The 19,669-nt window shown below is 73.7% G+C and carries 16 protein-coding genes; 12 read left to right on the forward strand and 4 right to left on the reverse strand.

Annotated elements, in window-relative coordinates:
- The first annotated feature begins 5 nt into the window (after nt 1-5).
- The 3 genes from ABD644_RS03815 to dapF are packed head-to-tail and all read left to right on the forward strand — an operon-like array spanning nt 6 to nt 2,514.
- Nucleotides 6-728, forward strand: a complete 723-nt coding sequence (locus tag ABD644_RS03815) for a class III extradiol ring-cleavage dioxygenase family protein (protein WP_344687220.1) — start codon at nt 6-8, stop codon at nt 726-728.
- Complete coding sequence (gene miaA, locus ABD644_RS03820; RefSeq protein ID WP_344687221.1) at nt 725-1,648, forward strand: tRNA (adenosine(37)-N6)-dimethylallyltransferase MiaA; 924 nt, start codon at nt 725-727, stop codon at nt 1,646-1,648. The genes ABD644_RS03815 and miaA overlap by 4 nt, the downstream gene beginning before the upstream one ends.
- A complete protein-coding gene (gene dapF, locus ABD644_RS03825) occupies nt 1,645-2,514 on the forward strand; it encodes a diaminopimelate epimerase (RefSeq protein ID WP_344687222.1) in 870 nt (289 codons plus the stop codon). Before miaA ends, dapF begins: the two co-directional genes overlap by 4 nt.
- A gap of 3 nt (nt 2,515-2,517) precedes the next feature.
- Here dapF and ABD644_RS03830 read toward each other — a convergent pair whose 3' ends face one another.
- Nucleotides 2,518-2,724 carry a hypothetical protein gene (locus ABD644_RS03830; RefSeq protein ID WP_344687223.1) on the reverse strand — a complete coding sequence of 69 codons (207 nt, stop codon included), beginning with the start codon at nt 2,722-2,724 and terminating at the stop codon, nt 2,518-2,520.
- 138 nt (nt 2,725-2,862) lie between these two features.
- Here ABD644_RS03830 and hflX point away from each other — a divergent pair, with 138 nt between their 5' ends.
- The 3 genes from hflX (at nt 2,863) to ABD644_RS03845 (ending at nt 6,136) form a co-directional block, all read left to right on the forward strand.
- Nucleotides 2,863-4,317 (forward strand): GTPase HflX, encoded by a 1,455-nt coding sequence (hflX, locus tag ABD644_RS03835; RefSeq protein ID WP_425547379.1) that lies wholly within the window; start codon nt 2,863-2,865, stop codon nt 4,315-4,317.
- Nucleotides 4,318-4,380: 63 nt separating this feature from the next.
- Nucleotides 4,381-5,103 (forward strand): phosphatase PAP2 family protein, encoded by a 723-nt coding sequence (locus tag ABD644_RS03840; RefSeq protein WP_344687224.1) that lies wholly within the window; start codon nt 4,381-4,383, stop codon nt 5,101-5,103.
- Complete coding sequence (locus ABD644_RS03845) at nt 5,075-6,136, forward strand: hypothetical protein (protein ID WP_344687225.1); 1,062 nt, start codon at nt 5,075-5,077, stop codon at nt 6,134-6,136. The genes ABD644_RS03840 and ABD644_RS03845 overlap by 29 nt, the downstream gene beginning before the upstream one ends.
- A gap of 75 nt (nt 6,137-6,211) precedes the next feature.
- On the opposite strand, the gene lexA is transcribed toward ABD644_RS03845, so the two are convergent.
- The gene (gene lexA, locus ABD644_RS03850; RefSeq protein ID WP_425547381.1) at nt 6,212-6,973 is read right to left on the reverse strand and encodes a transcriptional repressor LexA; all 762 of its coding nucleotides are present in this window, start codon (nt 6,971-6,973) and stop codon (nt 6,212-6,214) included.
- A 215-nt stretch (nt 6,974-7,188) separates the two neighbouring features.
- Between lexA and ABD644_RS03855 the strand changes: the two genes are divergently transcribed.
- From ABD644_RS03855 to ABD644_RS03880, 6 genes are all read left to right on the forward strand, one after another.
- Complete coding sequence (locus ABD644_RS03855) at nt 7,189-7,785, forward strand: LysM peptidoglycan-binding domain-containing protein (RefSeq protein ID WP_344687226.1); 597 nt, start codon at nt 7,189-7,191, stop codon at nt 7,783-7,785.
- Between the two features lie 161 nt (nt 7,786-7,946).
- A complete protein-coding gene (locus tag ABD644_RS03860) occupies nt 7,947-8,735 on the forward strand; it encodes a hypothetical protein (protein ID WP_344687227.1) in 789 nt (262 codons plus the stop codon).
- 470 nt (nt 8,736-9,205) lie between these two features.
- A complete protein-coding gene (nrdR, locus tag ABD644_RS03865; RefSeq protein ID WP_344687228.1) occupies nt 9,206-9,700 on the forward strand; it encodes a transcriptional regulator NrdR in 495 nt (164 codons plus the stop codon).
- Nucleotides 9,701-9,851: 151 nt separating this feature from the next.
- Nucleotides 9,852-12,734, forward strand: coding sequence for a vitamin B12-dependent ribonucleotide reductase (locus tag ABD644_RS03870; RefSeq protein WP_344687229.1), 2,883 nt, complete (start codon nt 9,852-9,854; stop codon nt 12,732-12,734).
- 531 nt (nt 12,735-13,265) lie between these two features.
- Nucleotides 13,266-13,529: a hypothetical protein gene (locus ABD644_RS03875; protein WP_344687230.1), complete on the forward strand. Its 264-nt coding sequence runs from the start codon at nt 13,266-13,268 to the stop codon at nt 13,527-13,529.
- 65 nt (nt 13,530-13,594) lie between these two features.
- A complete protein-coding gene (locus ABD644_RS03880; protein WP_344687231.1) occupies nt 13,595-14,467 on the forward strand; it encodes a DUF817 domain-containing protein in 873 nt (290 codons plus the stop codon).
- Here ABD644_RS03880 and ABD644_RS03885 read toward each other — a convergent pair.
- Together ABD644_RS03885 and ABD644_RS03890 are read right to left on the reverse strand one after the other, a co-directional pair.
- Nucleotides 14,408-17,362, reverse strand: coding sequence for a wax ester/triacylglycerol synthase family O-acyltransferase (locus tag ABD644_RS03885; RefSeq protein WP_344687232.1), 2,955 nt, complete (start codon nt 17,360-17,362; stop codon nt 14,408-14,410). The genes ABD644_RS03880 and ABD644_RS03885 overlap by 60 nt on opposite strands.
- Nucleotides 17,359-19,614, reverse strand: a complete 2,256-nt coding sequence (locus ABD644_RS03890) for a glycerol-3-phosphate 1-O-acyltransferase (RefSeq protein ID WP_344687233.1) — start codon at nt 19,612-19,614, stop codon at nt 17,359-17,361. Before ABD644_RS03890 ends, ABD644_RS03885 begins: the two co-directional genes overlap by 4 nt.
- Nucleotides 19,615-19,669 lie beyond the last annotated feature (55 nt).

The raw sequence follows: 19,669 nt of genomic DNA on the forward strand, positions 1-19,669 counted from the left end.
GTGTCGTGACCACCGACGCCGCCACCCCGGCCACGCGCCCGGCCTCTTCCGTGGCGGTGGCCTTCTGCCCGGCGCCACCGCTGCTGCACCCGGCGGTGGAGGGGCGGGCGGCCGCGGAGACGACGCGGCTCCGGGGTGCCTGCCACGACGCGGTGGCCGCCGTCCTCTCGGTCCGGCCGGACGTGGTGGTGGTGGTCGGCGGCGGAGCGGCCGCCGGCGAGCGATTCGGACCCGGCGACGCCGGGGATCTGCGCGGTTTCGGCGTCGACGTCGAGGTGCCCTTCGACGGGCGCCCGCGGTCCGACGGTCGTCGGCCGCCGCTCCCACACCTGCTCGCGGCCTGGCTGCTCGACGAGGCCGGGTGCACCGCGACCCGCACCGGCGTCGGCCCGGCCGACCTCGGCGCACTCCTGGCGTCCCTCCCGGGCCCCGTGGGTGTCCTCGCCATGGGCGACGGATCGGCCCGGCGGACCGTCAAGGCGCCCGGCTACCTCGATCCGGCGGCCGGCCCGTTCGACGCCGCCGTCGCCGCCGCGCTGGCGGCCGGCGACGCCGCGGCGCTCGCCGCCCTCGACCCGGCCGAGGGGGAGCGGCTGCTCGCGTCCGGCGTCCCGACGTGGCGCGCCGTGGGCGCCGCCCTGGCCGACCGCGCGGTCAGCGCCCGGCTGCGCCTGGACGAGGCGCCCTTCGGCGTGGGCTACCTCGTCGCCGACTGGTGGAGCAGATGAGCGTGCTCCCGCCGGTGGTCGCGGTGGTCGGCCCGACCGCCACCGGCAAGACGGCGCTGGCGGTCGCCCTCGCCCAGCGCCTGGGCGGGGAGGTGGTCAACGCCGACTCGATGCAGCTCTACCGCGGCATGGACATCGGCACCGCGAAGCCCTCGCCCGACGAGCGGGGCGGCATCCCGCACCACCTGCTCGACCTGTGGCACGTCCGCGAGGCGGCGTCCGTGGCCGAGTACCGGCAGCGCGCCCGCGCCGAGATCGACCGGCTGCGGGCGGCCGGCACGGTGCCGCTGCTGGTCGGGGGCTCGGGGCTGTACGTGCGCGCCGTCGTCGACGAGCTGGACTTCCCCGGCACCGATCCCTCCGTCCGGGCGCGCTGGGAGGCGGAGCTCGCCGCCGTCGGCCCGACCGCGCTGCACGCCCGGCTGGCCGGGCTGGACCCGGCGGCCGCGGCCGCGGTGCTGCCCAGCAACGGACGGCGCATCGTGCGCGCGCTCGAGGTGATCGAGCTGACCGGCGGGCCCTTCGCCGCCTCGCTGCCCGAGCCCCGGCCGCACTACCCGGTGGTCGCCGTCGGCCTGGACCGGGACCCCGCCGCGCTCGACGAGCGGGTGGCCCTGCGCGTGGACCGCATGTGGGCGGCCGGCTTCGTCGAGGAGGTGGCGGCGCTGGCCGAGGACGGCCTGCGCGAGGGGCCGACGGCCTCGCGCGCCCTGGGCTACGCGCAGGTGCTGGCGCAGTTCGACGGGAGAATGACCGCCGAGGAGGCGCGCGAGCGCACGGTGAGCACCACCCGCCGGTTCGTGCGCCGGCAACGCTCCTGGTTCCGCCGGGACGCGGCGCTCACCTGGTTCGACGCCGCCCGGCCCGACCTGCTCGACGCCGTCACCAGGCAGATCACCGACCGTACGATCGACCGGTGACGACTCCCCGGGTGCTGATCGGGCACGGCACGGAGAACGACTTCGTCGTCCTGCCCGACCCCGACGGCACCACGTGGCCCGAGCGGCGGCTGGACGAGGCGATGGTCCGCCGGCTCTGCGACCGCCGCGCCGGCCTCGGCGCCGACGGCGTCCTGCGTGTCGTCCGGAGCGTGCACGTGCCCGATGCGGCCGACGTGCTCGGCGGCGACCTCGACGCCTGCGAGTGGTTCATGGACCACCGCAACGCCGACGGGTCGCACGCCGAGATGTGCGGCAACGGCATCCGGCTCTTCCTGCACGTGCTCGTCACCGAGGGACTGCTCGACCGCTCGACCTGCGAGGCCGGCGTCCTGGTCGGTACGCGCGGCGGCCCGCGCCGGGTGGGCGTCGCCTCGGGCGGGGGCTACTGGGTCGACATGGGCCCGGCGCGCGAGTTCGGCGCCGGCGAGGCCCGGGTGGGCGGGCGCGACTTCCGCGGCCGTGCGGTGTCGATGGGCAACCCGCACCTGGCCGCGCTCACCGACGTCGACGTCGACACGCTCGACCTCACCCGTGCGCCGTCGTTCGACACCGACCTGTTCCCCGACGGCGTGAACGTGGAGCTGATCAACGTGGTCGAGCCGGGCGCGCACATCCGGCTGCGGGTGTTCGAGCGAGGCGTGGGGGAGACGCGGTCCTGCGGCACGGGTGCCTGCGCGGCGGCCTACGCGGCCCTGGCCGCCGAGGACCGGTCCGAGGGGACCGTCGTCGTCGACGTGCCCGGGGGCCGGCTGTCGGTGCAGGTGACCCCCGGGACGACGGTGCTCACCGGCCCGGCCGTCGTCGTCGCGGCCGGCGAGCTGTGCGCGGAGTGGCTGGACGCCTGAGGATCAGGCCCGGTCGTCGTCGTCGGTGGGCGCCTCGGGCATCATCGATTCGCCCTCCGTCCCGGGGCTGCCCTTCGGCTCCCCGCGCCCGCTGTCCTGGTCGGGTCCGCCGCCGAACAGGTTGCGCGGCGGGTTGAGGCCCTTGGGGTCGCGGCCCGGGTCGTCGAGCTCCTCGTTCTCGCCCGGCCTGCTCGCTCCGCTCTCGCTCATGGCGTCCTCCTGCGTCGAGGAATCGGTCGTTCCTGCCCTACCCGGTCGACGGCGGGATGCACTCGGGCCTCGGATGTGTTGTAGCCGGTGATGACAACTCAGATGCCTCTTTCCGGGGCACGTGCCACGCTGGAGCCGATGACGACCGCCCCCGAGAGCCTCCCGTTCGACCGGAGCCCCGACCCGACACCCTCCACCGACCGGTGGGAGGAGTCCGACGACACCACCGGCTCCTACGCCCTCGAGGCGCGCGGGGCCCTGCGCCGGGTCGCCGGCCTGTCCACCGAGCTCGCCGACGTCACCGAGGTCGAGTACCGGCAGCTGCGCCTCGAGCGCGTCGTGCTGGTCGGTGTCTGGACAGAGGGCACGCAGGCCGACGCCGACCGTTCCCTGGCCGAGCTCGCGGCCCTCGCCGAGACCGCCGGCTCGCAGGTGCTCGAGGCGGTCAGCCAGCGCCGCGACAAGCCCGACGCCGCCACCTATGTCGGTTCGGGCAAGGCAGCCGAGATCCGCGACATCGTCGCCGCGACCGGGGCCGACACCGTCATCTGCGACGGCGAGCTCACCCCCGGCCAGCTCAACCAGCTGGAGAAGGTGCTCAAGGTCAAGGTCGTCGACCGCACCGCGCTGATCCTCGACATCTTCGCCCAGCACGCCACCAGCCGGGAGGGCAAGGCCCAGGTCGAGCTCGCCCAGATGCAGTACATGCTCCCGCGCCTGCGCGGGTGGGGTGAGTCGATGTCCCGCCAGGCGGGTGGTCGCGTCGCCGGCGGTGGCGGCATCGGTACGCGCGGTCCGGGTGAGACCAAGATCGAGACCGACCGGCGGCGGATCCGGTCGCGGGTGAGCAAGCTGCGCCGGGAGATCGCCGGCATGGCGACCGCCCGCGCCACCCAGCGTTCGAGCCGCGACCGCAATGCCACGCCCAGCGTGGCGATCGCCGGCTACACCAACGCCGGCAAGTCCAGCCTGCTCAACGCGCTGACCGGGGCCGGCGTGCTCGTCGAGAACGCGCTGTTCGCGACCCTCGACCCGACCGTCCGGCGGGCGCAGTCGCCCGACGGCCGCGAGTACACCCTCACCGACACCGTCGGCTTCGTCCGGCACCTGCCCCACCAGCTGGTGGACGCCTTCCGGTCCACGCTGGAGGAGGTCGCCGCCGCCGACCTGCTGCTGCACGTCGTCGACGGGTCCGACCCCGACCCGCTCGGCCAGATCGACGCCGTCCGCGTCGTGCTCGGCGAGATCGACGCCGCGGCCGTGCCCGAGGTCATCGTCGTCAACAAGGTCGACGCGATGAGCGAGGACGACATCCTCACGCTGCGCCGCGCCCTGCCCGGCGCGGCCTGGGTGTCGGCGCGCACGGGGGCGGGGATGGACGCGCTGCGCGAGCTCATCGCCACGCGGCTGCCCCACCCGGAGGTGGACGTCGACGTGCTGGTGCCCTACGACCGCGGCGACCTCGTGGCCCGCGTGCACCGCGACGGCGAGGTGCTCACCGAGACCCACGAGGGCACCGGCACCCGGATGACCGCCCGGGTGGACGGCGCGCTCGCCGCGGCGCTCGAGGAGTTCGCCGTCCCGGTCGGGTGAGGTCCGGGTCAGGCTCCGGCTCGTCCAGGTCACAGGCAGATCACAGGCCGGTACGGTGACCTCGTGACGAGCGGGGTGGTCAGCGACGCCGACGTGCCCGCGCGCACCCGCGGGATCACCGCCGGCCGACCTGCGTGGTGGCTCATCGTCGCCGCGCTGGTCGTCGGCGGGCTCGTCACGGCCGATCTGTTCACCCGCGGCTGGCTGGAGCGGATGGACCTCGAGGTCTCCGAGGTCGTCAGCGACTGGGGACTGCAGGAGTCGATGGCCTACCCGCTGGTCTGGGTGGTCACCCAGCTGGGTGGCCGCGCCACGATCCTCGTCGTGCTGGCCGTGCTGGTCGGGTACCTGGCCTGGCGGCGGCGGACCCTGCTGCCGCTGGTCCGCGTGCTCGTCGCCCTCGCGCTGCTCACCGCGGTCGTCTACGCGGTGAAGTGGGGGACCGGCCGCACCGCGCCCGGCTTCCCGGGTTCCTTCTTCTTCCACGAGGACGGCGCTTCGTTCCCGTCCGGCCACGTCGCCAACGCCGTCCTCATGTGGGGTGTGGCGCGGTGGCAGGCCGTGGAGTACGGCCTGCCGATGCGCGTGCAGCGGGTGTTCTGGTGGCTCAGCCTCGTCGGTCCGGTGGCGACCGGCGTCGCGATGGTCTCCCTGGACTTCCACTGGGTCACCGACGCAGTCGTCGGCGCGTGCGTGGGCATCGTGCTGTTGGGCGTGGTTCACGCACTGGACGCAACCGTTCTGTCACGCTGGGTTCGTGCCCGAGCAGGCCGGCAGACCGCGTAGCGGCGTCCGGGGGCGACTGCTGGCGACCGGAGGTCTCCTCGGCGCCGCACTCGTCCTCGCCTCCGGCATGCCCGCGGCCGCCGAGGACGCCACCGCTCAGGCGGCCGCCGGCGCGCAGGTCCGCTGCCAGATCACCGACCCGCGGCTCGCCGAGCTCTCCGGGCTGGTCGCCGTCCCCGGCCGGCTCCTGGCCATCAACGACGGCGGCGACCAGATCGATCTGTACGTGCTCGACGCCAGTTGCGCCGTGATCGACGTCCACACGACCGCCGTGGACCCGTTCGACCCGGAGGACCTCGCGATCGGCGCCGACGGGACCGTCTGGGTGGCCGACACCGGGGACAACGGCGCGAGCCGGCCGACGATCGCGCTCGTCGCCCTGCGGCCCGACGGGACCACGAACCTCTACCGGCTGACCTACCCGGACGGCCCGCACGACGCCGAGGCCCTGCTGCTCGCCCCGGACGGGACGCCGTACGTCGTCACCAAGGAGGTGCTGGGGGCCAGCTCGGTGTACCGGCCGGCGGCGCCGCTGGTCGACGGCGGGACGATGCCACTCGCCAGGGTCGCCTCGGTGGCCATGACCCTGACCGGCACGCCCGGTGGTCCGGTCGGCCGCGCCGGGCAGCTGCTGGTCACGGGGGGAGCGGTCGCGGGCAACGGGCATCACCTGGCCCTGCGGACCTACACCGACGCCTACGTCTGGCCGCTGACCGGATCCGACGTGGTCGCGGCGCTGGCGGCCGAACCGGTCCGCGTCCCGTTGCCGGACTCCCCGCAGGGGGAGGCGATCAGCTTCACCGAGGACGGTTCCGCGCTGGTGGTGGCCAGTGAGGGCACCCCGAGCGACCTGACCGTCGTCCCGGTCGTGAGCGGCCTGCCCGCCCCCGGCACCACGGCCACCGGGCCCACGCCGAGCCTGACCGACTTCACGAGCTCGGGGCTCTCACCGATCACCTCGGCGGTGATCGCCGCGCTGACGGCCACCGTGCTGGTGTGGCTGGGCGGACTGTTCCGGCGCCGCCGGCCCTGAGTCTGACGGCAGCGAGCCGGACGGCGCCGGGCCGGACAGCGCCGGGCCGGACAGCACCGGGCCGGCGGCCGGGTGTCAGACCCGGCGGAGGACGCTGACCACGCGCCCCAGCACGGTCGCGTCGTCGCCCGGGATGGGCTCGTACGCCGGGTTGTGCGGGAGCAGCCAGACGTGCCCGTCGCGGCGCTTGTACGTCTTGACGGTGGCCTCGCCGTCGATCATCGCGGCGACGATCTCGCCGTTCTCCGCCGTCGGCTGCTGGCGCACGACCACCCAGTCGCCGTCGCAGATCGCCGCCTCGATCATCGAGTCGCCGGTGACCTTCAGCATGAACAGCGTGCCCTCGCCGACCAGCTCGCGGGGGAGCGGGAAGACGTCCTCGACCGCCTGCTCGGCGAGCACCGGACCGCCGGCCGCGATCCGGCCGACGAGCGGAACGTAGGTCGGCGCGGAGACGTCGACGCCCTCGGGGACGCCCGGCAGCTCGGTGACCGTGGCGCTGGCGTGCGGCGAGTCGTCGGGGAGCCGGACGTCGAGCGCGCGCGGGCGGTTGGGGTCGCGCCGCAGCCAGCCCTTCTTCTGCAGGACGGAGAGCTGGTGGGCGACCGACGACGCCGAGGAGAGACCGACCGCCTCGCCGATCTCCCGGACCGACGGGGGATAGCCGCGCCGCTCGATCGAGTCGCGGATGACCTCCAGGACCCGGCGCTGCCGCTGGGTCAGGCCGTCGCCGTCGGCGCCCCGGTCGGGGAACGAACGGACGGTCGCCGTCCCGGATGCCGCCGTGGCGTCCCCGGGCGGCTTCCGGCCGCCCGACGTCCCGTTCTTCTCCGCCACGTCGCCTCCTCGTCGGCTGCTCGCGCAGCGCCGGTGATCTCTCGCAGGAACCGTAGCGCGGCGACCCGCTCGGATCAAACACATGTTCGAAGTCGTGCCGTGTCCTGTCGCTTTCGTCGGACCCGTGCGGTAGACATCGAACAGTCGTTCGAATCGAACACGCGTTCGAGGGTGGCGGCGACGACGGGTGTTCGGCGGGTCGGGAGGAGACGGTCATGGGATGCGTGCAGGAAGCCGTGCTGGAGTTCGACGAAGCGGTGCAGGCGCCGTGGCGTCCCCGGTTGGTGTCCGATCCCGTCGAGCCGGCGGCTCCGACCCTGCGCACGGTCCGCCCCCACCCGTCGCGCCGCAGCCCGTCCCGGGTGGGCGTGTGCCGGCCGCCGGCGGCGCCCGCGCGGCCGACCGCTCCGGTCCGCCGCGGCCCCGTCCGGCGGGGCGCGCCCGACCTGGCCGCACGACCTGATCGCGACGGGCCGGGCCGTCCCCGCGCCGCGCGTCGGGCACCGGCGGGTCCGTCGATCGCCCGGCGCGTGCGGCTCACCCGCCGGGCCCGCCGGCTCGCGGTGGTGCTGGCGCTGGCGGGGGCGGTGGCCCTCGGGTCGTGGCTCGGCCCGCTCCTCTCGGGCGACGAGGGCGGCCTCCGGCTGGCCGGGGTGTCCAGCGTCGTGGTCCAGGAGGGCGACACGCTGTGGTCGATCGCCACGTCCCTCGACGGCGAGGGCGACGTGCGCGCGGTGATCGACGAGATCCAGCGGATGAACGGGCTCGAGGGCGCCGACCTCGTGCCCGGCCAGGTTCTCCAGCTCCCGTGAGCGGGGGTGAGGCGCGGCGCGACGGGCTGCCCGGCTCGGCATCGGCAGTCCCGGGCGGTGTCGCCACGGCAACACCTCTACAACCTGAGCGGCCGACTTCGTCAACCCTCTGTGTGGGCGTCTTCACCCTCTGTGGTGGCTCGGACGCTTACGGTCGTCACGTGTCAGGCGCCATGGAAAGTCGTGCAGCGGTGTTCACCAGTCAGCCCCAGGCGGTCGAGGTCTATCAGGCCGGGGCGTGGTGGGCCGGTGAGCTGCTCGGCTGGCGGCACGCCCCCGACGGGTCCTGCCAGGTGTGGGTCCGTGTGGTCCTGGGTGGGGTCGAGGAGACCGCCTGGACCGACCTCGCCGGTCTGCGGCTGCCCGAGCGGCACCTCGCCGTGGCCCCGGAGCCCTCCGTCGCGGCCGACCCGGTCACCCAGAAGCTGCCCCGGGCCACCGCGTCCCGGTCCCAGCGCCCGAGCGTGTCCGACGCGACGGCGAGCCTGCCGATGGTGCGCGACCTCTCCGTCGTCCAGGGCGGTGCGCCTGCGCGGCCGGGAGGCCGGCGCCGCGCGCCCGAGACGGGCGAGGTCCCGGCGGTGGGGTCCGTGGCGGTCACCCGTCCCGGTGGCCGTCGTCGGGCGCCCGAGACGGCCGAGACGCCTGCGGTGAGGCCCGGCGGTCGTCGGCGAGCCCCCGAGACCGGCGAGATGGCCGCCGTGCGGGCGTCGCTCCCGCCCGCCGCCGGGCGTCATCGTGCCGCGGACACCGGGCTGCTCCCGGTCGTGACCGATGCGGGCCCGGCCGCTCGCGCTCCCCAGGACGACACGATCGCCGGTCGCTCGCGCAGTGCGTGGGCGGCGGTCGGCGAGGCCGAGCCGGAGCTCCTGACCCGTCCTATGCGCCTGAGCGACCACGTCCCGCACGCGCGTCGGCCCCGGCTCGACGGTTCGCTCGCCGGCGTCTGACGGGTCCGGTCGCCTGGCGGCCCTTCCCGTGCCCCCCGCTCGGGTCCGCGCGCTCGGCGTGGGGGCCGGCGCCCTCGTGGCGCGTCCGGGGGCCGTCGTGACGGCCGGAGGAGCGGTGCTCGCCGAGGGCCGCGACCCGACGGTTCCGCGGGCGGTCGGGGGACCCTTCGGCGCGTCGTGTCGGCGTGTCGTGTGACTCGTGGGAAGCGCTGTTCCTGCTGGTGACGGCAGTGCCGCAACGGAACACGCCGGGCTTCGAATCGCTTGCACATCTTGTGTTCGTCGGCCTAGGGTTCCCCTACATCTAGTAGTTGCAGAGTTGTAAGCCTGTCCACAGGCTGTTCCTCAGGTTCTCCCCCGGGCGTCCACCGGATGTCCCCAGGAGGGTCCACAGGGCGGCTCGTCGAGGGCCTGCAGCAGGCGCCCCGGTCACCACCGGGCGACGCCGGATCGAGAGGAGGTGACCCCAGGTGCGTTGCCCGTTCTGCCACAACGCCGACAGCCGGGTCATCGACTCGCGGGAGGCCGACGAGGGCGCCACCACGCGCCGCCGCCGGTCCTGCCCGAAGTGCGGCCGCCGGTTCACCACCGTCGAGGAGGCGGTGCTCGCCGTCGTCAAGCGCAGCGGGGTGAGCGAGCCCTTCAACCGGACCAAGGTGGTCGCCGGCGTGCGGCGTGCCTGCCAGGGCCGTCCGGTCGACGAGGACCAGCTCGCTCTGCTGGCCCAGCAGGTCGAGGACGCCATCCGCGCCAGCGGGGCGGCCGAGGTCCCCAGTCACGAGGTCGGCCTGGCCATCCTCAAGCCGCTGCGCGAGCTCGACGAGGTCGCCTACCTGCGCTTCGCGAGCGTCTACCGGTCCTTCTCGTCGCTGGCGGACTTCGAGAAGGAGATCTCCGAGCTGCGGGACCGGCAGAGCGCCGCCCTCCAGTCCGCGACCACCCCGCCCGGCAGCCCCGATTCCTGAGGCTGCCGGCAGCTGAGAACTGTCAGTACCACCCGATAGACACCAGACAAGTACAGATCGCGGCTCTTCCCCAGCCGCCGTCCGATCCACTCACCGCGTATCCGAGCGAGCGCACCACCACGCGAATGACGACCAGGGAGAGCTCCACACCATGACCGAGACCGACGACCGCTTGGCCGGCCCCCGCACCCGCCGCACCGCCAAGGCGCCGAGCCGGGGCAAGGGCCTGAAGATCAAGCGCGTCTTCACCACCGCCGGTGTGCACCCCTACGACGAGGTCGCGTGGGAGCGCCGCGACGTCGTGATGACCAACTGGCGCGACGGCTCGATCAACTTCGAGCAGCGCGGGGTCGAGTTCCCGGCCGAGTGGAGCATCAACGCCACCAACATCGTCACCACGAAGTACTTCCGTGGCGCCGTCGGCAGCCCGCAGCGGGAGAACAGCCTCCGCCAGCTCATCGACCGCGTCGTCCTCACCTACGGCGCGGCCGGCCGCGAGCACGGCTACTTCGCCACCGAGGGCGACGCCGAGATCTTCGAGCACGAGCTGACCTGGATGCTCATGCACCAGTACTTCAGCTTCAACTCGCCCGTCTGGTTCAACGTCGGCACGAGCGCCCCGCAGCAGGTCAGCGCGTGCTTCATCCTCGCCGTCGACGACACGATGGACTCGATCCTGAACTGGTACCGCGAGGAGGGCCTGATCTTCAAGGGCGGCTCCGGTGCCGGCCTGAACCTCTCCCGCATCCGCTCCTCCAAGGAGCTGCTGTCCTCCGGTGGCACCGCGTCGGGCCCGGTCAGCTTCATGCGCGGCGCCGACGCGTCGGCCGGCACCATCAAGTCCGGTGGCGCCACCCGCCGCGCGGCCAAGATGGTCGTCCTCGACATCGACCACCCCGACATCGAGGAGTTCATCGAGACCAAGGCGCGCGAGGAGGACAAGATCCGCGCGCTGCGCGACGCCGGCTACGACATGGACCTCGGCGGCAAGGACATCACCAGCGTCCAGTACCAGAACGCCAACAACTCCGTCCGCGTCTCCGACGAGTTCATGCGCGCCGTCGAGGACAGCGCCGAGTTCGGGCTGCGCGCCCGGCAGGACGGGTCGGTCATCGAGACCGTCGACGCCAAGACCCTGTTCCGCAAGGTCACCCAGGCCGCCTGGGAGTGCGCCGACCCGGGCATCCAGTACGACGACACGATCAACGACTGGCACACCAACCCCGAGACCGGGCGCATCAACGCGTCCAACCCGTGCTCGGAGTACATGAGCCTCGACAACAGCTCGTGCAACCTCGCGTCGCTGAACCTCATGAAGTTCCTCAAGAGCGACGGCACGTTCGACTCGAAGAACTTCGTGAAGGCCGTCGAGCTGGTCATCACCGCGATGGACATCTCCATCTGCTTCGCCGACTTCCCGACCGAGCCGATCGGTGAGACCACCCGCGCCTACCGCCAGCTGGGCATCGGCTACGCCAACCTCGGCGCGCTGCTCATGGCCACCGGCCACGCGTACGACTCCCGCGGCGGCCAGACCCTGGCCGCGGCGATCACCTCGCTGATGACCGGCACCGCCTACCGCCGCTCGGCCGAGCTGGCCGGCATCGTCGGCGCCTACGACGGCTTCGCCCGCAACGCCGACGCGCACGCCCGCGTCATGCGCAAGCACGCCGCGGCCAACGACGCGATCCGCCCGGTCGGTGCCGACGACGCCGACGTGCTCAAGGCCGCCACGCAGCAGTGGCAGGAGTGCCTCGAGGTCGGTGCCGACAACGGCTGGCGCAACGCGCAGGCCTCGGTGCTGGCGCCCACCGGCACCATCGGCTTCATGATGGACTGCGACACGACCGGCATCGAGCCGGACTTCTCGCTGGTCAAGTTCAAGAAGCTGGTCGGCGGCGGCTCCATGCAGATCGTCAACCAGACGGTGCCGCGGGCGCTCAAGAGCCTCGGTTACCAGGAGGAGCAGATCGAGGCGATCGTCGAGTTCATCGCCGAGCACGGGCACGTCGTCAACGCCCCGACCCTGCGCCCAGAGCACTACGAGGTGTTCGACTGCGCGATGGGCGAGCGGGCCATCTCCCCGATGGGCCACGTGCGCATGATGGCCGCGGTGCAGCCGTTCATCTCCGGCGCGATCAGCAAGACGGTCAACATGCCCGAGACGGCGACCATCGAGGACGTCGAGAACATCTACTTCCAGGGCTGGAAGCTCGGCCTCAAGGCGCTGGCCATCTACCGCGACAACTGCAAGGTCGGCCAGCCGCTGTCCGGTGGCAAGGGCAAGAACGACGGCACCAAGGCCGAGGCCAAGGTCGTCGAGACTCCGTCCGCGCTGTCGCACCCGGTCCGCAAGCGGCTGCCGAAGAAGCGGACGAGCGTCACCACGTCGTTCAGCGTCGCCGGCGCCGAGGGCTACATGACCGCCGGCATGTACGAGGACGGCAGCCTCGGTGAGGTGTTCCTGAAGCTCGGCAAGCAGGGCTCGACCCTGGCCGGTGTCATGGACGCCTTCTCGATCGGCATCTCCCTGGCGCTGCAGCACGGTGTGCCGCTGGAGACCTACATCCAGAAGTTCACCAACATGCGCTTCGAGCCGGCCGGCATGACCGACGACCCGGACATCCGGATCGCCCAGTCGGTGATGGACTACATCTTCCGTCGGCTGGCGCTGGACCACCTGCCGGTCGAGAAGCGGGCCAACCTCGGCATCTTCACCGCCGAGGAGCGGGCCGCCCAGGTCGCCGGGTCCTACGGCACGTCGGCCTCGACCCCCGCGGTCGCCGAGGAGGACGACGTCGACCTGGAGCAGCTGCGCGGCTCCGCGCCGATCGAGACCGCCGCCGTCAAGGAGAAGGTCACCCCCGAGGGCCCGAAGTCGGTCAAGGAGGCCCACTCCTCGGCCGAGCTGCTCGAGCTGGTCACCGGGACGGCCACCGACGCGCCGCTGTGCATGACCTGCGGCACGAAGATGCGCCCGGCCGGTAGCTGCTACGTCTGCGAGGGCTGCGGCTCCACCAGCGGCTGCAGCTGATCCTCGGCGAGCCAGACCGACCGGCGCCCCGGTCCCGCATCACGCGGGGCCGGGGCGCCGGCGCGTCGGGGCGACCGTCCGGCGGTTGACCTTGCCGTTGGGGCAGGCCCAGGTGGCCGGCCGCCGCGGGCGGTCAGGGTCCCTGCAGATCGCCCGCACCGGTCGATCGACGGCCGGCCGACGACGGATGCACGACGGCTGCCGCCTCACCACCCGGGAGGTGGGTCGAGTGGCAGTCGCTGGTGACCATCGAGACGTCGTCCGAGAGCCCGGGAGGCGTGTGGCGGCGACACGCCTCCCAGCGCCGGCCAGGAGAACGCGGTCGTCGCCGAGGGCTGGATGACGAGCAGGGCGATGGCGGTCCCAGGCTCCTCGATGAGCGTCGTGAGGCCGCGTGGCGCACCGACGCCATTCGGCTGCGTGACGGGTGCATGACGGGTTCATGACCTCGGCCATGGCGTCCTTCCGGCGAGCCGTCGGGGGCGGGAGCATTCCTGCAGCAGACGGGGAGTTGCGGGAGAGGAGTACGACGTGGGCGAATTCGACGACGAGGTCACTGTCCTGAGCCGGTGGTTGGGTCGGGACGTCGTCCCCGACCTGGACGGCGTGGTCCCGCTGTGGAATGCCTTCCGGTTCCGCGACGCGACGGTCTTCGCGCCCGACGCGACCGACGGCGCAACCCGCATGTACCTGGTGCGCGGCGAACGGGTCCTCGAGTTCGTCCCCAGTCAGGTGTCCATCGACGAGGCGTACGCCCGGCTGGACGGCGGAGGCGCGTTGCCCGCCGCGGCATAGCCGCGACGACACGCGTGGCCGGCGGCGCCACGGGGACCGGCGCCGGGTCACCTAGCCTTCCCCGGATGAAACAGCTGCTGCGCTTCGCCTGGGTCGAGGCGCAGTGCTGCCTGTTCGCCGTCCTGTTCTTCCTCGGGCTGGCCCTCGTCCGCGTCGTGCCGCTGCCGATCGACCCCGCCGACGCGCTGCTGCTCTGGTGCCTCGGGGTCACCCTCGTGCTGTGGCTGCTCCGCTGGGAGACCGGCCGCGAGGTCGCCGTGATCTTCGGCTTCCACCTCGTCGGCCTGGCCCTGGAGCTGTACAAGGTCGCCCAGGGGTCGTGGTCCTATCCCGACACCGGGCTGGCGACGATCGGCGGCGTCCCGCTCTACAGCGGGTTCATGTACGCCGCCGTCGGCAGCTACGTCTGCCAGGCATGGCGCCGGCTCGACCTGCGCATCACCGGATACCGGCCCTGGGCCACGGCAGCCGTCGCCGCGCTGGTCTACCTCAACTTCTTCACCTCCCACGTGACGTGGGACGCCCGAGTGGTGCTGGCGCTGGCGCTGCTGTTCGTCACCCGGCGCACCTGGGTGCACTTCACCGTCGCCTGGCGCCGCTACGCGATGCCGCTCGCGCTGTCCTTCGTCCTCATCGGGTTCTTCCTCTGGGCCGCCGAGAACGGCGCGACGTTCCTGCAGGCCTGGCAGTACCCGTCGCAGGAGTCCGTCTGGACGGTCGTCCACGCGGCCAAGCTCGGGTCGTGGTCGCTGCTCGTGGTGGTCAGCATCGTGCTGGTCGCCGCGGTCAAGGCCTACGAGGGCAAGCTCTACGGGAGCTCCGGCGACCTGACCGTCCTGCGGGCGTACGACCCGCCGCCGGAGCTCCAGCGGCCGCCGCTACCCCGCGAGGGCGACGACTTCGTCGAGACCGGCCTGCAGGTCGGCCACCAGCCCTGACGGGTCGGTGACGGCGGCGGAGTCGACGTTGATGCCGATGCAGCACTGGTCCTCGTGCGAGATGAGCGTGATCATCGCCGCGCAGCCGGGCAGCGGGCCGAACGGGTACATCCGCACGATGCGCGACCCGGCGATGTAGACCGGCTCGGCCACTCCCGGCATGTTGGACACCTGGACGTCGTTCGCGCTGGTCAGCGACCCGGACAGCGCCCCGATCACCGGCGCCGGGAGCCACGCCAGCGCGGGCGTGAGCAGCTCCCCGACGGAATCCCCACCGCCCTCGGTCCGCGCCGACAGGACGAACTCGCGCACCGCGGCGATCCGCGCGGCGGGGTCGCTCTCGGCCAGCGGGGCCGTGAAGCGCGCACCGGTGAACCGGTTCCCGCCCTGCGGGTCGTCCTTCGCGCGCAGGCTGATCGGGATGCCCAGCGTGAGCGTCCCGAGCGGTGCGCCCATCCGCTCGTGGTACCGCCGGAACCCGCCGAGCACCGCGGCCAGCAGCCCGTCGTTGACCGACCCCCCGGCCGCCTTGGCCCCGGCCTTGAGGTCGGCCAGCGGCACCTCGAGCACCTCGACGTGCCACCCGCCGCCCCGGGTGGCGAGCAGTGCCGAGCCACCACCCCGTGGGGGAGCCAGCGTGTGCGCCGCCGACCGGGCGACCCCGACGGCCTGCGCCGCGGCGTCCATCGGGTGCGCCAGCGCCTCGACGCCTCGGCGCAGCAGCTCGAGCGGCGCCGACCGGAGCGCACCGGAGAGCTGCTCGGTGAGCACGTCCACGGGCGAGACGTCGTCGTCGCCGAGGGGCACCGGCGGCTCGGGGCGGGCCGGGTCGGGGTCGGGGGAGCGGCGGTGCAGCAGGCTCATCAGCTGCACCGCGCCCAGCCCGTCGGTCGTGCTGTGGTGTGTCTTGACCACGTAGCCGGCCCGCCCGTCCTCGAGGCCCTCGACGAGCAGCACCTCCCAGAGGGGACGATCGCGGTCCAGCGGTGCGGCCGCGAACTCGCCGACCACGTCCAGCAGCTTGCGCATCGTCCCGGGCGGGTCGAGGCGCACGCGGTGGACGTGCCGGGAGAGGTCGAGGTCGTCGACCGTGACCCACCGGGGGGTGCCGACGCCCAGCGCCGGGTCGACGACGCGCTGCCGCATGCGCGGCACCATGCGCGACGCCCACTCGTGCGCGGCCAGCAGTCGCTCCCAGTCGGGGGCGGGCTCCAGCAGCTCCAGGAGCGTGACGTTGGCCCGCAGCCGGGGGTCGACGGTCTCCGCCCGCCACATCGCCGTCTCGAGCGGGTTCATCTCCGCCGAGACGCCCCAGTCCAGCGGCGCGGCGGGCGGGGCCGCGTGCCCGCCGTCGTCGGCGGTCGGCTCCGACGCCGTCACGGTGACCTGGCTGCGCCCGGACCAGTTGGCCAGCGTGTCCACGTACTGCTCGTGGACCTCGGCCACGCGCGCGTCGAGCTCGTCGACCGTCCAGCCGTCGGTCGGGACCGGCGGCAGCACCCGCACCTGCACGGTGCCCGACTGGATCGTGGCCGCCCCGCGCCACATCAGCTCGCCGGCGTTGCGGATCACGATCGGGACCAGGGGCACCCCGGCCTGCATCGCGACGTGGAAGGCGCCCTTCTTGAACGGGCCCAGGGTCGGCGTCGCCGAGCGGGTCCCCTCCGGGGCGATGACGAGGGAGAGTCCCTCGCGCAGGCGCTGCACCGCCGGTTCCAGCGCTGCACGCGCCTTGGCCGGGTCACCGCGGTCGACGAACGCGACGTCGGCGAGGCGGAACGCCAGCCCGAAGCCGGGGGCGTTCGCGAGCTCCTTCTTGGCCACGCCGGTGAAGCCCCCGCGCAGCACCTTCGCGATCACCAGCACGTCGAGCTGGCTCTGGTGGTTGAACAGGAAGACCGCCGGGCGGGCGGAGAGGTGCTCGGCGCCCTCGACGTCGACCCGCACGCCGGACAGCACGCTGCCCAGCTCCCCGCCCAGCGTGATGCCGAGGTCGATCGCCTCGCGCCGGGAGCCGTTGAGCGCGCCGAGGGCCACCCCGGCCGCGAAGCCGCCGAGCAGCCCGCCGACCCCGGCCGCCGTGCGGGCCAGCTCCACCGGGCCACCGCGGCCGCGCGGCCGGAAGCGGGCGATCGGCCACGAGTAGTGCCGGGCGGCGGCGACCAGACCGCGGCCCGGGTTGAGGGCCCGCGCCCGGCCGACGGTGCGCAGGAACGGCACGTCCTCGTCGCCGTTGGAGTAGGCGAAGCTCTGCGCCAGGTCGATGTCGTGCTCCTCGGCGAAGGACCGCACGGCCGCCGCCTTGCCGGCCCGCCAGAGCAGGCCCCCGCCGGGGCGGCCGGTGCAGACGCCGTCGACGATCTCCACCGGCGAGACCAGGACGTGCTCCACGCCGAGCGCGCGGGCGGCCGGCTCCACCTGGAAGCGCGTCGCCGACGAGGCGAGGACGACAGTGTGCCCGGCCCGCACGTGCGCGGCGATCAGCCGCCATGCCTCCGGGTAGAGCGACCCGGCGATGCCCTGGACGAACAGCCGCTCCCCGAGCTCCACGAGCTCGTCCTCGCTGCGGCCCGCCCAGGCCCGCATCCCGGCCGTCGTGAACTTCTCGAAGTCGTGCTCGGTGGTCACGCCGCGCAGCCCGGTGAGCAGCAGCTCGCCCAGGGCCGTCGGGGTCACGTGCAGCGAGCGCAGGTGGTGGCGGGCGAAGGCGGCGAGGGAGTACCCGTCGATGACCGTGCCGTCGAAGTCGAAGAAGGCCCCGATGCGGGGCCCACGAGGACCGGCGTCGACGTCGGCGAGCAACTGGTCCTCGGTCCAGACGCCGGCCCGCGCCCCGGGCGGCACGATCGGTCCGCTGGTCACCAGCGACTCCTGCACCGGCTCGTCGCCGCTCACGGTTCCACCCCCACGGTCTCGCGCCGCGCCGCGGCGTCCAGTTCGTCGATGACGGCCACACGGGTGACGACGTCGCGCACCTGCGCCGCCCACTCCTGCCGGCGGCCGGCCAGCTCCTCGCGCCCCGGGTCGACCAGGTCGAGGTTCGCCGCCAGGCGCAGCGCGCTGGCGAACAGCTCGCGGGACAACGACTCCGGGCCGTGCAGCCGCCCCTGCAGCAGCATCTGCTGCCCGACGCCGCCGCACTCGTCCATGAACTCCTCGTCGACGACCGGCGTGCGCGGGTCGCGGGCGGCCAGCCGCTCGGCGACCACCATCTGCGCGTCGACGAACGAGCGCAGCACCCGGTGCGCGACGAGCAACGGCGCCCGGCAGAGGACGTCCCGGCCGTCGGCGGTCTCCCAGTCGGGGTCCAGCTGCCCGAGCTCCGCGCCGATCCGCTCCCGGTAGGCGTCGCGCTCGGGGAAGAAGAACTCGAACTTCAGCAGGTCGCGCAGGCGCATCGCCTCGTCCCAGCGGTCCGCCGGGTCGCACAGCAGCACCAGTTCGGCGATCGCCCGGTCCACGACGTGGTGGATGGCGCTGTTGCGGTAGAAGGCCGCGACCAGGTGCTTGCCGCGCTCGATCGCGTAGACCGGCTCCTCGCCGCCGTCGTACACGGTGACCACGCCCTGCTCGGCCAGCGCCGCGAGCACCCGCCGCACGCCGCGCACGGTGCGCAACGCGGCGCCCGAGTGCGGCAGGTCGCGCTGGGTCAGGTAGCCGAGCAGCGGCTCCAGGACGTGCCGCACCTGGCCCAGCGTCAGCGCGCGGTCGCGGACGCCGAGGAGGGCCAGGGTGACCAGCGCCGTCGCCGTCACCGGCGTCACCGAGTTGATCCCGACGGCGACCTGGAAGGCGACCTTCTGGAGGGTGAGCCGGCGCGCGTCGGGCGCCTCCGGGTCCGCGCCGGCGCGCAGCGCCGAGGCGAGGGACAGCGGCTCGGCGAAGCCGACGTGCACCCGGCCCAGCGGCGTCCGCAGCTGGCCGCGGGCGTAGGAGGCCAGCCACGACAGGCCCTCTCCCCGCTTCGCGGCGCCGCGCTGCTCCGCGGCCATCCCCGACACCTCGCGCAGCTGGTCGTAGGTGATCGACACCGGGACGATGAACACGTCGTCGACCCGCCCGCGCTCCACGGCGTCGGCCACGTACCGCAGCAGTCCGTGCCGGGGCGGCCGCAGCTTGCCCGTCCGCGACCGGCCGCCCTCCATGTACCACTCGAGGTTGAAGCGCTTGGCCAGCAGGAACGCGAAGTACTCCCGGACGGCGAGCTTGTAGACCGCGTCGTCGCCGAAGCTGCGCCGGATGAACACCAGGCCGGCGCGCTTGGCCAGCGGCGCGATCGGCCAGATCCGCAGGTTGTCGCCGCCCAGCACATGGTTGCGGGGGAAGTCGTGCCGGGCGAGCACGTCGGCGAGCACGAGCGGGTCGACGTAGGAGCGATGGCTGGGCAGGAAGACCAGCGGGTGGCGACGGTTGAGCTCGCGCAGCCGGGCCAGGCCCTCGGTGTCGGTCTGGACCTCCCAGGCGCGGGCGTGCAGGGGCCGGAAGGCGCCGGTGAACAGCTCGACCGCGACCGGGTCCATCGCGGCGACCAGGCCGTGCAGGTCGGCCATGACGCGGTCGTGGACCTCGTCCTCGGGGCAGTCGAGCCGTTCGGCCAGCGCCGAGATCTCGCGGCGGAACCCCGGGTCGGCCTCGATCGCCTCGGCCACCTGCCGGGGCACCTTCACCCGGTCGCCGACGACGCGGCGCTCGGCCCGGTCCAGTGCCAGCCCGGCCTGGCGCGCCACGAAGTCGGCGAGGGAGCCCGAACCGTCCCAGCGCCCCGACAGCTCGGCCACGGTGGCCGGCTCGGCGACGACCACGCGGGCACGCTCGGGGTCGCGACGCAGCATCGCCGCCTGCAGCGGGCCGGGCGGGCGCCAGGGGAAGGACGGCGCGGCCGACGACCAGCGCAGGCCCCGGCGCCGTCCCGGTTCGAGGTCGGTCGCCCGGGCCGGGGTCCAGGCCACCCGCACGGCGGTGACCACCGTGTCCGGGTCCGCGGCGGCGAGGGCGTCGGCCAGGCCGGCACCGTGCAGCGGCAGGACGGTCGCCGAGGGGCGGCCCTGCTCGTCGAGCGCGTCCTTGATCAGCGCGCGCTCGGTCGCGCTCGTCGCATCGACCAGCACGACGAGGGGGACGTCGTTGTCCCCCGGAAATCCGATCATGACCGCCTACTTCTGCTCGGGAGGCTGATCCAACACGTCGAACGGTGCGCAGGGC

Origin of the sequence: Blastococcus jejuensis, assembly GCF_039534705.1 — a bacterium.
GTDB lineage: Bacteria > Actinomycetota > Actinomycetes > Mycobacteriales > Geodermatophilaceae > Blastococcus_B > Blastococcus_B jejuensis.